This is a genomic window from Burkholderia sp. B10 (assembly GCF_004368385.1).
Taxonomy (GTDB): Bacteria; Pseudomonadota; Gammaproteobacteria; order Burkholderiales; family Burkholderiaceae; genus Burkholderia; species Burkholderia vietnamiensis.
Genome location: NZ_PQMX01000070.1, coordinates 17,957 through 30,208, shown reverse-complemented (window position 1 = coordinate 30,208; position 12,252 = coordinate 17,957). Strand labels below are relative to the sequence as shown.

Annotated in this window: 13 protein-coding genes; 5 read left to right on the top strand and 8 right to left on the bottom strand. The window is 71.1% G+C overall.

From position 1 onward, the window contains the following. Positions 1 to 300: 300 nt before the first annotated feature. The 7 genes from C3Y15_RS25880 to C3Y15_RS25850 form a co-directional block, all read right to left on the bottom strand. Positions 301 to 945 carry an alpha/beta hydrolase gene (locus C3Y15_RS25880; RefSeq protein WP_059568255.1) on the bottom strand — a complete coding sequence of 215 codons (645 nt, stop codon included), beginning with the start codon at positions 943 to 945 and terminating at the stop codon, positions 301 to 303. A 13-nt stretch (positions 946 to 958) separates the two neighbouring features. Next, positions 959 to 1,276, bottom strand: coding sequence for a ferredoxin (locus tag C3Y15_RS25875; RefSeq protein ID WP_011886145.1), 318 nt, complete (start codon positions 1,274 to 1,276; stop codon positions 959 to 961). 210 nt (positions 1,277 to 1,486) lie between these two features. Beyond that, positions 1,487 to 2,638, bottom strand: a complete 1,152-nt coding sequence (locus C3Y15_RS25870; protein WP_034192530.1) for a VanZ family protein — start codon at positions 2,636 to 2,638, stop codon at positions 1,487 to 1,489. 19 nt (positions 2,639 to 2,657) lie between these two features. Beyond that, the gene (locus tag C3Y15_RS25865; protein WP_011886147.1) at positions 2,658 to 3,281 is read right to left on the bottom strand and encodes an ABC-type transport auxiliary lipoprotein family protein; all 624 of its coding nucleotides are present in this window, start codon (positions 3,279 to 3,281) and stop codon (positions 2,658 to 2,660) included. Positions 3,282 to 3,402: 121 nt separating this feature from the next. Then, positions 3,403 to 4,332, bottom strand: a complete 930-nt coding sequence (locus C3Y15_RS25860) for an MlaD family protein (protein ID WP_011886148.1) — start codon at positions 4,330 to 4,332, stop codon at positions 3,403 to 3,405. Positions 4,333 to 4,360: 28 nt separating this feature from the next. Then, on the bottom strand, positions 4,361 to 5,269 hold the full coding sequence (locus C3Y15_RS25855; protein ID WP_014723727.1) for an ABC transporter ATP-binding protein: 909 nt from the start codon (positions 5,267 to 5,269) through the stop codon (positions 4,361 to 4,363). Beyond that, positions 5,266 to 6,390 carry an MlaE family lipid ABC transporter permease subunit gene (locus C3Y15_RS25850; protein ID WP_011886150.1) on the bottom strand — a complete coding sequence of 375 codons (1,125 nt, stop codon included), beginning with the start codon at positions 6,388 to 6,390 and terminating at the stop codon, positions 5,266 to 5,268. The genes C3Y15_RS25855 and C3Y15_RS25850 overlap by 4 nt, the downstream gene beginning before the upstream one ends. A 267-nt stretch (positions 6,391 to 6,657) precedes the next feature. On the opposite strand from C3Y15_RS25850, the gene C3Y15_RS25845 reads away from it, so the two are divergent. The 5 genes from C3Y15_RS25845 (at position 6,658) to C3Y15_RS25825 (ending at position 11,690) form a co-directional block, all read left to right on the top strand. Then, positions 6,658 to 8,724, top strand: coding sequence for a bifunctional 2',3'-cyclic-nucleotide 2'-phosphodiesterase/3'-nucleotidase (locus tag C3Y15_RS25845; protein ID WP_046429354.1), 2,067 nt, complete (start codon positions 6,658 to 6,660; stop codon positions 8,722 to 8,724). 14 nt (positions 8,725 to 8,738) lie between these two features. Continuing rightward, a complete protein-coding gene (locus tag C3Y15_RS25840; protein ID WP_034192575.1) occupies positions 8,739 to 9,584 on the top strand; it encodes a tetratricopeptide repeat protein in 846 nt (281 codons plus the stop codon). Between the two features lie 94 nt (positions 9,585 to 9,678). After that, positions 9,679 to 10,599, top strand: a complete 921-nt coding sequence (locus C3Y15_RS25835) for a biotin--[acetyl-CoA-carboxylase] ligase (RefSeq protein WP_011886153.1) — start codon at positions 9,679 to 9,681, stop codon at positions 10,597 to 10,599. Beyond that, positions 10,596 to 11,384: a type III pantothenate kinase gene (locus C3Y15_RS25830; RefSeq protein WP_011886154.1), complete on the top strand. Its 789-nt coding sequence runs from the start codon at positions 10,596 to 10,598 to the stop codon at positions 11,382 to 11,384. The genes C3Y15_RS25835 and C3Y15_RS25830 overlap by 4 nt, the downstream gene beginning before the upstream one ends. A 63-nt stretch (positions 11,385 to 11,447) precedes the next feature. Next, positions 11,448 to 11,690, top strand: coding sequence for a hypothetical protein (locus C3Y15_RS25825; RefSeq protein ID WP_011886155.1), 243 nt, complete (start codon positions 11,448 to 11,450; stop codon positions 11,688 to 11,690). A gap of 19 nt (positions 11,691 to 11,709) precedes the next feature. Here the strand turns inward: C3Y15_RS25825 and rfaE2 are convergent, their stop codons facing one another. Continuing rightward, positions 11,710 to 12,195 (bottom strand): D-glycero-beta-D-manno-heptose 1-phosphate adenylyltransferase, encoded by a 486-nt coding sequence (rfaE2, locus tag C3Y15_RS25820; protein WP_011886156.1) that lies wholly within the window; start codon positions 12,193 to 12,195, stop codon positions 11,710 to 11,712. Positions 12,196 to 12,252 lie beyond the last annotated feature (57 nt).

Genomic DNA, 12,252 nt, shown 5'->3' with positions numbered 1-12,252 from the left:
GGATGGGGATGTGCGGGGGCGGGCTCGTAGACGGGCGGTCGTTCTATTGCCCTGCCCGGCTGTCGCCCTGTCGGTCGGGCGAGCCGTCGATCTGTCGATCTGTCGATCTGACAAGCCGTCGATCCGTCGATCCATCGAGCCATCGAGCTATCGGACTCTCGCTCTGTACGGCTGTACGACTGTACGGCTGCCCATCGCTCTGTCGAGCCGCAAGACTACCGGGCAGTCGATCCGTCGGACGGCAACCCAAGAACCCGACAACCCAGCCGCGAGACATCGCGGCCGGTTCGGTTCAACCGCTCAACGCCACGCGTCGACGATGATGCGCTTGAGCACGTGCAGCTTGCGATGGAAGAAATGCTCGGCGCCGGGGATCACGACGACCGGCAGCTCCTGCGGCCGCGCCCAGTCGTAGACCGATCCGATCGGCACGGTGTCGTCGGTTTCGCCGTGGATCACGAGCGTGTTTTCCGGCACGTCGGCGACCTGCCAGCGGCTCGCCGCGGTGCCGACGAACACCATCCGCTCGATCGCCTCGCCCGCGTCGCGCAGCCGCTTGCCGACATGCGACAGCACGAAGGTGCCGAACGAGAACCCGGCGAGCACCAGCGGCAGCTCCGCGAGGCCCGGCTGCGCGCGCATGTGCGCGAGCACCGCGAGCAGGTCGTCGGCCTCGCCGATGCCGTTGTCGTGCACGCCCTCGGTCGCGCCGACGCCGCGGAAGTTCGACCGGTACACCACGTAGTTCAGCTGGACCAGCGTGCGCGCGAGCGTCTGCGCGACCTTGTTGTCCATCGTGCCGCCGAACAGCGGATGCGGGTGCGCGACGAGCGCGATGCCGCGCGGCGCGGCGCTGCGCTCGCGCACGGCGTCGGGAAGGTCGACCGCGATTTCGATCTGGCCGACCGGGCCGGCGATCAGCGATTTCTGCGTATGAACGTTCATCCGGGCCGCCCGCTCAGATCTTCAGGCGCTCGACGACCTTGCCGTCGCGCAGGTGCGATTCGACGATCTCGTCGATGTCCGCCTGATCGACGTACGTGTACCAGGTGCCTTCCGGATACACGACCATCACCGGCCCCTCCTCGCAGCGGTCGAGGCAGCCGGCCTTGTTGATGCGAACCTTGCCGGGCCCCGCGAGGCCCAGTTCCTTCACGCGCTTTTTCGCGTATTCCTGCATGGTCTGCGCGTCGCATTGCGCGCAGCTCGGACGCTCGGCGCCCGGTTCGCGCTGGTTCAGGCAGAAGAAGACGTGGTGCTGGTAGTAGGAATCCATGATGGTGACGAGCGGCCCGGCGCGATGCCGGACGCAAAGAGGGGCGAGAGCCGTCGCAGCTGCAACGGAGGTGCGCTCGATTATAGCGACCGGCGCGCGGCGGCGTCGGCGGCCGGAACGCCGGGCGGCGAGCCGGCGCCGCCCGGGCGCAGCACCAACCCGGCTCCGGTCAAGCTCCGGTCAGCACCGATCAGCTCCGGTCAGCTCCGGTCAGCGCCGCCCCCGCCCCGGCAGCCACGCATGCTCGACGCGCTGGCCGAGCCAGAGCAGCGCCGCGTACGGCCAGATCCATGCGAGCCAGCGCGCGAGGCTGTTGAAGTGCACGTAGCGGCCCTGCCGCCAGCCCGACAGCGTGAAGTCGAAGAACGGGTTCACCGGCAGCAGGTTCACGAGCGCCACGCCCGCCAGCAGCGCGACGGCCGCCAGCAGCGCCCGCCACGCGGGCGGCACGCGCAGCGCGACGAGCGCCGCCGCGAAGCCGAGCTCGATGCCGAGCCGCGCGCCGGGCGTCGCCCACACGACGACGAGGCCGGTGCTCGACTGCATGAAGGTCGCGGCCGCCTTCAGCGCGAGCGTGGCCGCGACGAACGCGATCAGCAGCCGCACGCGCGGCGCGCTCGCGCGCATCGGCAGCGACGCGATCGCGAGCGCCGCGAACAGCATCAGCGCGCCGAGCGCGGCTTCCCATCCGGAATCGGACAGCCAGCCGTCCACGCGCTCGGGCCATTCGCTCACGTGCCATGCGGCCGGCAGCCAGGCGAGCAGCGCGTCCTGCATCGACCGGTCCGCGCGCTCCCACAGCGCGGCCGGCCAGTCGCCGATGCCGAACAGGAACGGCGACGGAAACAGGATCGCGAACGGCCACAGCGCGCCGAGCAGCAGCGGCGTCGCGCCGTCGGCCTCGAACCACGCGAAGCGCAGCCGCCGCAACGCGCCGCGATCGAGCAGCGCGCCGGTGGCCGGCGCCGCGAGCGACGCGCCGAGCAGCGCGCCGAGCGCGTTGGCGCCGAGATCGAGATTGGACGCGACGCGCGTCGGCAGATAGGTCTGCAGCGCCTCCATCGTCCCCGACAACAGCACGCCGAGCCCCGTCACCACCAGCGTCGCGGCGACGCCGCGCCAGCGCGGATGCAGCGCGAGCACGCCGAGCGCGCCGAACGGCATGTAGCCGAGCACGTTGGTGGCCACGTCGAACACGGTCACGTAACGCTGCAGCGGCGCGAACAGATAGTCGAACGGCCCGATGCCGAGCGACACCCAGCCTTCGAACGGATACAGCGACGCATAGACGACGAGCGCCGCGTACGCGGCGAACGCCTGCAGCGCGAGCGACGAGGCGCGCGGCATGCGTATCGCGTTCATCGCGGCGGCGCGGCGCGCGTCACGGCGTGCCCGCGTACGCCTGCACGCCGACCCACGCGGCGATCTGCGCGACCAGCTCATCGCTCGCGGCGGCCAGCGCGCTCGCGCCGCCGGCCGCATCGGGCGTGCTCGACGGCGCGCGCGAGACGAACGTGTGCTGACCGAGCACCTTGCCGTCCTGCATCAACGTCGCGCGCGCGGTGACGGCGCCGTGACTCTGCGATTGCCCGTCGAACACCTGCTCGAACTCGGTGAGGTCGACCTTCAGCGTCGGCGCGCGCACGCCGTCGGAGCCTTCGAGCACCGCGCCGCGCGACGACAACGCCGCGCGCAGGCGCTGCGTGAGCAGTTGCGCGGGCGGCGCGGTCCAGCGGCTGTCGCGATAGACGGCCGTGCGCTGCGCGTCCGCATACGCGAGGCGGTAGACGAACTTGTCGGAGTCGAGCGCGTCGGGCGCGGCGATGTCGAGCACCTTCAGCGCCGAGCCCGTGCCGGTCGAGCCGACCGTCGCGGCCGGCCCGAGGTCGTAGCGGACGTTCGACAGCGCCGCACTGTTGCCGGCGCAGCCGGCGGCGAGGGCGAGCGTCAGCAGCGCGAGCGCGGTCGCGGCCGGGCGCAGCGCGCGTTCGAGGATTCGTGGCATGGCATGTTCCTGCATGAGGTTTCCGATTTCGATGACGTCGTCGCGCGGGCGTCGCGGCCCGCCGACCGACGGCGGCCGCGGCGGCGGCGGGTTACAGCGGGCGGCAGCGCATGGCGGCGCGCTACTTCGCGGCCGTCGTACCCGGCCAGACGAAGCCCGCCTCGCCGGGGCCCGGCGCGGGGCCGGGCGAGCCGAACAACAGACTGCTCGGATTGCGGCCGAGTTCACCCGCGACGTCCTTCAATTGCCGCGACGCATCGCCGACGCTGCCCGCCAGCGCGTTGAAGCGCGGCAGCGTGTCGTACTGCACGCGTGCGTTCAGGTCGTTCAGCGCGACGCCGACCTGCTCGGCCGCCGAGCCGGCCTTGTTCAGGTTCGCGACGAGCGGGCCGTTCGGCTGCAGCAGCGTGTTCGCGGACGCCATCGCGCGATCGACCTGATGCATCGTGTCGGGCAGCGCGGCCACCGCCGGCTCGAGCTGCTTCGACAGGGCCGCCGCGCCGTCCGCCGCGTGCTGCAGGCTCGCGGCCGTCGCGAGCAGCTGCGCGCGCATCTCCGGCGACATCAGCTCGTTCGCGCTTTTGGCCGCCTGTTCGAGCTGCCGCAGCAGCACGTCGCCGCGCTCCTGGATCTGGTCGAACAGGCTCGGCCGCATCGGAATCTGCGCGATCGACTTCGACGACGACGGCAGCGGCGCGAGGTCGCGGCCGGTGTCCTCGAGCTGCACGAACGCGATGCCCGTCACGCCCTGGAAGCCCAGGCTGCCGTAAGTGGACTGCGTGATCGGCGCGTCGTGGTCGACGAGAATCCGGATGCGGATCTGGCCCGGATGGGTACGGTCGAAGCCGATCGACTGCACCTTGCCGACGTCGAGCCCGCGAAAGCGCACGGCCGCATCGGGGAACAGGCCCGTCACGTTGGTGCGCGCGAGCAGGTCGTACGGCACGCGCACGGTGCGGTCGACGTTGAACCAGAACACGGTGCCCGCGATCGCCAGCGTCAGCGCGATCGTGAACAGGCCGGCCCAGAACGCGTGTGATTTGTTTTCCATTCGCGGGTTCCTTGCTTGATGCGTTCGTCTACAGCTCGACGCTCGACAGCGCCGGTTCGAGGGCCGCCTTCGGCAGCTTCGCGCGCCGCTCGGGCGGCAGCGCCTGCAATGCGCGGCGCCCGCGCAGCCCCAGGAAATATTCGTGGATGAACGGATGGTCGACGCCCGCGGCCTCCTCGACCGGCGCCGCGACCAGCACCTTGCGATCGGCCAGCACCGCGACGCGCGTCGACAGCGCGACCATCGTGTCGAGGTCGTGCGTGACCATCACGACGGTCAGCCCGAGCGTGCGGTGCAGCGTCCCGATCAGCTCGACGAATTCGTCGGAGGCCTGCGGGTCGAGGCCGGCCGTCGGCTCGTCGAGGAACAGCAGCTCGGGCTCGAGCGCGATCGCGCGCGCGATGCCGACGCGCTTGATCATCCCGCCCGACAGCGCGGCCGGCATCTTCGACGCATGCTTGCCCGGCAGCCCGACCATCTCGAGCTTGAGCATCACGATGTCGTGCAGCAGGTCGGCCGGCACGCGGCCGAGCTCGCGCAGCGGCTGCGCGATGTTGTCGAACACCGTCATCGACGAGAACAGCGCGCCTTGCTGGAACAGCATCCCCGAGCGCGTGCGCATCAGCCGCGCGCTCGCTTCGTCGATCGTCGACGTATCCTCGCCGAACACCTTGATCGTGCCCGACGTCGGCCGCTCGAGGCCGAGGATCTGCCGCACCAGCGTCGTCTTGCCCGAGCCGGAGCCGCCGACGATCGCGACGATCTCGCCGCGCCGCACGTCGAAATCGAGCTTCTGGTGGACGATGTTGCGCCCGTAGCGCTTGGTGAGGTTGCGCACCTCGATCACGAGCTCGCCGCCGGGCGCGCCAGGTGCGGCGCCGGCCGCGCCCGCGCCGGCTGCCGCGGGCTGCGCGGCGGGATGGTCAGACGTGCTCATCCGAGCCCCACGTTCTGAAACAGGATCGCGAACACCGCGTCGGCGAGGATCACGACCGTGATCGACGTGACGACCGACGTCGTCGTGCCTTCGCCGAGGCTCTGCGAGTTCGCCTTGATCCGGAAGCCGAAATGACAGGCGACCAGCGCGATCAGCATCCCGAACACGACGCCCTTGCCGACGCCGATGTACAGGTTCGCGATCGGCACGACGCCCGGCAGCGAACGCACGAAATAGTTGAAGTCGATCGCGAGCACGAACTTCGCGGCGAGCGCGCCGCCGGTCAGCGCGATGATGTTGGTCCACATCACCAGCAGCGGCATCGCGACGCCGAGCGCCAGCACGCGCGGCAGCACCAGCCGCAGCCCGTGCGGGATGCCCATCACGCGCATCGCGTCGAGCTCCTCGGTCACGCGCATCACGCCGATCCGCGCGGTGATCGCCGAGCCCGAGCGGCCCGCGACCAGGATCGCCGACAACACGGGGCCGAGCTCGCGGATCACCGACAGCCCGAGGATGTTCACGATGTAGCGGTTCGCGCCGAACATCTGCAGCTGCTGCGCGGACAGATAGCTGAGCACGATGCCGATCAGGAACGCGACCAGCGCGGTGATCGGCAGCGCCTGCGCGCCGGCGCTGTAGATGTTCGCCGAGGTTTCCTTCCACGGCATCGTCTGCGGCCGGCGCAGCACCGACAGCGCGTCGAGGATCACGCGGCCGAACATCGCGATGCCGCCCTGCAGATGCTCGCCGAACGTGAAGATCGCCAGCCCGAGGCGCGTGACCGGATCGAATCGCACGACGCGCTCGGGCGCCTCGCGCTGGCTGTCGAGACGCTCGATGCGCTCGAAGATGGTGCGCTGCGTGTCGCTCAGCTCGACGCCGGCCGGCAGCTTGCGGCCCCATACGCGCCACAGCGCCTGGCCGCCGACGTGGTCGAGCCGCTCGATGCCCGACAGATCCCATTCGCGCGGGCGCGCGGACGCGAGGCCCGCGACGCGGCGCGTGATGGCGCCGCGATTGCGGGCGAGCGCGAGCGCGGTCCACTGGCCGTACAGGCGCACCGTCTGGCCCTGTTCGCCGGCGTCGACGGACAGCCCGGGAGGAGTGTCGATGTCCAAGGGCAGGTTGTTTGCAAAAAAATGTCAGCGCCCATTGTATCGAACCGCCCGGCGCCGCGACGTGACGATGCCCATCCCACGCCCGTGCGGCGGCGCATTGCCGCGGCGGCAGCGCGGCGAGCGCTGCCTGCGGCGCGCCACCTTTCATTCTTCCGTCATGTTTCCTTTCGATACTCTCACGCGCCGCACATCAGGCCGTCGGCACCCGCGCCGCCATCGCGCCGCGCACCGCGTGACCCATAGAACAGAACCCGAACAGGACAATCGATGCGTCTCCCCCCGCTTTCCCGCCGCCGCGTGCGCACCGCCGCCGCGCTCGCCTCCCTCGCGTTCGCGCTCGCCGGTTGCGGCGGCGACGACGTCACCGCTTCGGCGCCGCAAACGCAGGCCCAGGCGCCCGCCGGCACGACGGCGACGCTCGCGCTGCTCGAAACGACCGACCTGCACACCAACGTGCTGTCGTACGACTATTTCAAGCTCGCCGCCGACAACTCGCTCGGCTTCGAGCGCGTGTCGACGCTGATCGCGCAGGCGCGCGCGCAGTATCCGAACTCGCTGCTGCTCGACAACGGCGACACGATCCAGGGCACCGCGCTGGCCGACTACCAGGCGCTCGTGAAGCCGCTCGGCTGCGACCAGACGCTCGCGATCTACAAGGTGATGAACGCCGCCAGATTCGACGGCGGCGGGATCGGCAACCACGAATTCAACTACGGGCTGCCGTACCTGTCGCAGGTCACCGGCAACACGTTCGACGTCGACGGGCTGCCGGCCCCCGCGCAGCAGAAGAAGTGCGCGGGGCCGAACTTCCCGCAGGTGCTCGCCAACGTGATCAGCGCGAAGACCAACGCGCCGCTGTTCACGCCGTACACGATCCTCACGCGCACGGTCACGGCCGTCACGCCCGACGGCAAGACGGTCAGCGCGCCGGTGAAGGTCGGCATCATCGGCTTCACGCCGCCCGCGATCATGAGCTGGGACAAGCGCTGGCTCGACGGCAAGGTCTATACGACCGGCCTGAAGGAAGCGGCGGAGAAGTACATCCCCGAGATGCGCGCGAAGGGCGCCGATCTGGTCGTGGCGATCTCGCACGGCGGGCTCGACAACACGGCGTATTCGCCGACGATGGAAAACGGCAGCTGGTGGCTGTCGACCGTGCCGGGCATCGACGCGATGCTGATCGGCCATTCGCACCAGGTGTTCCCCGACGCGAACAGCACGGTCGCACAATTCAACCTGCCGGGCGTCGACAAGGTGAAGGGCACCGTCAACGGCGTGCCGACCGTGATGGCGAACTACTGGGGCAAGCATCTGGGCGTGATCAAGCTCGGGCTGAAGTTCGACGGCAAGACCTGGAGCGTCGACAAGTCGCAGACCACCGTCGAGGCGCGGCCGATCCAGAACGCCGACAAGAGCTACGTCGCGGCCGATCCGTCGGTGTCCGCGGCGATCGCGGCCGAGCACCAGGCGACCATCGACTACGTGAAGACGCCGATCGGCTCGACCGACTACCGGATGAACTCGTACTTCGCGGACGTCGGCGATCCGGGCGCGATCCAGATCGTCAACGAGGCGCAGGCCGACTACGTGAAGACCTACGTGCAGGCGAACCTGCCGCAGTACGCGTCGCTGCCGGTGCTGTCGGTGAGCGCGCCGTTCAAGAGCGGCTTCGGCGGCGGCAGCGACTACACCGACGTCGCGCCGGGCGCGCTGGCGATCAACAACGCGGCCGACCTGTACCTGTATCCGAACACCGTGTATGCGGTGAAGGTGAGCGGCGCCGACGTGAAGAACTGGCTCGAGACGGCCGCCAAGCGCTTCAACACGATCGACCCGACCAAGGCGACCGTGCAGCCGCTCGTCAGCAGCTTCCCCGGCTACAACTTCGACATGTTCACGTCGGCCGACCTCGCCTACGAGATCGACGTCACGCAGCCGGTCGGCAGCCGCATTCGAAACCTGACGTACAAGGGCGCGCCGCTCGACCCGAACGCGCAGTTCATCGTCGCGACCAACAACTACCGCGCGAGCGGCGGCGGCAACTTCCCGGGCCTCGACGGCAGCAAGACGATCTTCGCGTCGCCCGACGCGAACCGCGACGTGCTGATCGCGTTCATCAAGAAGCGCGGCACGATCACGCGCGCGGCGGACGGCGCGCAGCGCAGCTGGCGCTTCACGAAGCTCGCCAGCTCGCTCGCGCACGTGCGGTTCACGTCGGCGCCGAACCGGCTCGCCGACGCGACGGCCGCCGGCCTGACCGGCCTCACGCAGGTCGCCGCCGACGACGGCTCGGGCAAGAACCTCGCCATCTACGAGATCGACCTCACGCAATGACGACGCGAGCCACGATGCAACCGATCCGCACCATGCGACCGGCCGAGGCCGGTTTCCCCGCCGCCGTGCGGCGTCTCGTGCGCGCGAAGCTGCCGCCGGCCGCGTTGCTGGCGGCGGCGGCCGTGACCGTCGCGGCGGTGGTCGCGGCGACCGGCTGGCGCGCGGCCGGCCCGGCGCCGAGCGCCGCGCAGATCGACGAGTGGCAGGCGATGGTCGCGCAGGCCGTCGAACCGCACGCGCTCGCGCAATTGCGCACGCTCGCGCGCCGCGGCTCGGCCGACGCGCAGGCTGCGCTCGGCATCGCGCTAGTCGACGCGCGCGAGGCGGGGCTGCGCGACGAGGGGCGCAACTGGCTCGAAACCGCGGCACGGGCCGACGGGCAAGCCGACGCACCGGCCGCACGACGGGCGCAGCTCGCGCTCGGCAAGGCGCTGCTGCTCGGCAGCGGCGACCTGCCGAAGGACTACGCGCGCGCCCGCGCGCTGCTCGGCGAAGCGGCCGGCCACGGCGAAGCGGCGGCCGCGTACTACCTCGGGCTGATCTACCGCAGCGGCTACGGCACCGCGGCCGATCCCGCGCGGGCCGCGCAGTGGTTCGAGCGCGCCGCGCGCGCCGACATCCCGGCCGCGGACTTCATGCTCGCGAACGCGTACCGCGACGGCAGCGGCGTGCCGCGCGACGAAGCGCGCGCGCTCGCGCTGTATCGCCGCGCGGCGGAGCATGAGCTGCCGGAAGCCGTGCAGACGCTCGCGATGGCGTATCGCAACGGCGAGCTGGGGCTGCGGCCCGACGCGACCGAGTTCCACGCGCAGTGGATCGAAACCGCGCATGCATTGAAACATCCGGTGATCGCGCCGTGATGGCGGGGCGGGTGCGTGCAACCGCCAATCGCAGGCACCCGCCCGACGCGCCGCCCGGCACGCGCGGCCGCGCCCTGTCGCTACAATAGGCGCCATGAACGCCCCGACCTCCTCCGACAAGCCCGAAGCCGGCGACGCGCACATCGCGCGCAACCGGCTCGACGCCCATCTGGACGCCGCGCCGCGCGCGTGGCCGCTCGACATCGTCGCCGCCACCGGCTCGACCAACGCCGACCTGGCAAACCGCCTGAAGGCGCTGCCGCGCACCGCGAACGCGCTGCCCGCGCCGCTCGTGCGCGTCGCGTTCGAGCAGACGGCCGGCCGCGGCCGGCAAGGCCGTCCGTGGTTCGCGCAGCCCGGCAACGCGCTGCTGTGCTCGGTCGGCTGCATCGTGCCGCGCCCCGTCGACGCGCTCGGCGGCCTGAGCATCGCGATCGGCGTCGCGCTCGCGGAAGGGCTCGCGACGCTGCCGCTCGACGGCGGCACGCGCGTCGCGCTCAAATGGCCGAACGACCTGCTGCTGACCCGCACCGAAAGCGACACCACGCGCATCGACGGCAAGCTCGCCGGCATCCTGATCGAGACGGTGTGGAACACCGACGACGCCACCGCGGTCGTGATCGGCTTCGGCATCAACGTGCGCGGCGCGCAAGCGGTCGCCGCGCAGGTCGATGCGCTGCGCGCGCGCGACGCGGCGCTCGCGAGCGGGTTGCCGCCGGCCGCGCTGTCCGCGGCTTGCGCATCGGCGAATCTCACCGACACGCTCGCTGCGGCGCTGAACGCGCTCACGCCGGCGCTCGCCCAGTTCGCGAGCGACGGGCTGGCGCCATTCGTGCCGCGCTGGCACGCGCTGCACGCCTATGCGGGACGCGAGGTCGTGCTGCTCGAACAGGGCGTCGAGCGCGCGCGCGGCATCGCGACGGGCATCGACGCGACCGGCCGCCTGCTGCTCGACACGCCGGACGGCGTGCAGGCGATCGCCGCCGGCGACGTGTCGCTGCGCGAAGCGCAATGAGCGCACCGCATCTGCTGATCGACGCCGGCAACAGCCGGATCAAATGGGCGCTCGCCGACGCGCAGCGCACGCTCGTCGCGAGCGGCGCGTTCGGCCATACGCGCGACGGCGGCGCCGATCCCGACTGGTCGGCGCTGCCGCATCCGCAAGGCGCGTGGATCTCGAACGTCGCGGGCGCCGACGTGGCCGCCCGCCTCGACGCGTTGCTCGACGCGCAGTGGCCGGCGCTGCCGCGCACGACGATCCGCGCGCGCGCCGCGCAGTGCGGCGTGACGAACGGCTATACGTCGCCCGAGCAGCTCGGCAGCGATCGCTGGGCCGGCCTGATCGGCGCCCGTGCGGCGTTCCCGGACGAGCACCTGCTGATCGCGACGTTCGGCACCGCGACGACGCTCGAAGCGTTGCGCGCGGACGGCCGCTTCACCGGCGGGCTGATCGCGCCCGGTTGGGCGCTGATGATGCGTGCGCTCGGCACGCACACCGCACAGTTGCCGACGCTGAGCACCGACATCGCGAGCGGACTGCTCGCCGACGCGCGCGCCGAACCGTTCCAGATCGATACGCCTCGCTCGCTGTCGGCCGGCTGCCTGTACGCACAGGCGGGTTTGATCGAACGCGCGTGCCGCGATCTCGCCGCCGCGTGGCAGGCGCCGGTGCGGCTCGTGCTGGCGGGCGGCGCGGCGGACGACGTCGCGCGCGCGCTGACGCTGCCGCATACGCGGCACGACGGGCTGATTCTGTCCGGGCTCGCGCTGATTGCCGCGGAGGGCGCGGCGCGGGACTGACGCACCCCGGACGGCATTGCGCCGGACGGCGGAACGACTGAACCATGAAGAGGAGTGTCGACGATGCTGCGCTGGCTGATCGCTGTTCTCTTTCTCGCCAACATGCTCGCGTTCGTCGCGGTGCGCGGCGTGTTCGGGCCGCTGCCGGCGGCCGGCCCGCGCGAACCGGGCGTGCTGGAGCGGCAGGTGCATCCGGAGGTGTTACGGGCAACGCCGCTCGCGCAGGCGACCGATCAGCCGGTGATCGGCGCGCCGATCGCCGCGCCGGCCGTCACTGCGGAGCCGTTGCCGGCCTCGGCGCCGTGACGGTGCGGTGCGCGGCGGCTCAAGGCTGCTGCGCGCGCACCTTCTTCAGCAACGCCGTGGTCGACCGATCGTGCTCGAACGGAATCGCGAGCGCGCGCCCGCCCCAACCGCGCACGAGCGCCGACTCCGGCAGCGCATCCATGTCGTAGTCGCCGCCCTTCACGAGGATGTCCGGACGGACGGCCTCGATCAGCGACACCGGCGTCTTCTCCTCGAACTTCACGACCCAGTCGACGCTCTCCAGCGCCGCGAGCAGCGCCATCCGGTCGTCGTCGCGATTGATCGGGCGATCGTCGCCCTTGCCGAGCATGCGCACCGACGCATCGCTGTTCACGCCGACGATCAGGCAGGCGCCGAGCGCCTTCGCATCGGCGAGATACGTGACGTGGCCGCGATGCAGGATGTCGAACACACCGTTGGTGAAGACGACGGGCGAAGGCAGCGAGGCGCGCAGGGCGACCAGCGCGTCGCGGGTGATCAGCTTGCGTTCGAAAGTAGCGGGCATGATGAAGGTCGGATGGCGTGGGCGGCACACGCTGCGCGTCGCGACGCAACGCGGCGG

What these genes read in the sequence shown, in the direction of transcription:
- C3Y15_RS25880 (WP_059568255.1), bottom strand. Translation starts at nt 945, where the DNA reads ATGAACGTTCATACGCAGAAATCGCTGATCGCCGGCCCGGTCGGCCAG.
- C3Y15_RS25875 (WP_011886145.1), bottom strand. Translation starts at nt 1,276, where the DNA reads ATGGATTCCTACTACCAGCACCACGTCTTCTTCTGCCTGAACCAGCGC.
- C3Y15_RS25870 (WP_034192530.1), bottom strand. Translation starts at nt 2,638, where the DNA reads ATGAACGCGATACGCATGCCGCGCGCCTCGTCGCTCGCGCTGCAGGCG.
- C3Y15_RS25865 (WP_011886147.1), bottom strand. Translation starts at nt 3,281, where the DNA reads ATGCCACGAATCCTCGAACGCGCGCTGCGCCCGGCCGCGACCGCGCTC.
- C3Y15_RS25860 (WP_011886148.1), bottom strand. Translation starts at nt 4,332, where the DNA reads ATGGAAAACAAATCACACGCGTTCTGGGCCGGCCTGTTCACGATCGCG.
- C3Y15_RS25855 (WP_014723727.1), bottom strand. Translation starts at nt 5,269, where the DNA reads ATGAGCACGTCTGACCATCCCGCCGCGCAGCCCGCGGCAGCCGGCGCG.
- C3Y15_RS25845 (WP_046429354.1), top strand. Translation starts at nt 6,658, where the DNA reads ATGCGTCTCCCCCCGCTTTCCCGCCGCCGCGTGCGCACCGCCGCCGCG.
- C3Y15_RS25840 (WP_034192575.1), top strand. Translation starts at nt 8,739, where the DNA reads ATGCAACCGATCCGCACCATGCGACCGGCCGAGGCCGGTTTCCCCGCC.
- C3Y15_RS25835 (WP_011886153.1), top strand. Translation starts at nt 9,679, where the DNA reads ATGAACGCCCCGACCTCCTCCGACAAGCCCGAAGCCGGCGACGCGCAC.
- C3Y15_RS25830 (WP_011886154.1), top strand. Translation starts at nt 10,596, where the DNA reads ATGAGCGCACCGCATCTGCTGATCGACGCCGGCAACAGCCGGATCAAA.
- C3Y15_RS25825 (WP_011886155.1), top strand. Translation starts at nt 11,448, where the DNA reads ATGCTGCGCTGGCTGATCGCTGTTCTCTTTCTCGCCAACATGCTCGCG.
- rfaE2 (WP_011886156.1), bottom strand. Translation starts at nt 12,195, where the DNA reads ATGCCCGCTACTTTCGAACGCAAGCTGATCACCCGCGACGCGCTGGTC.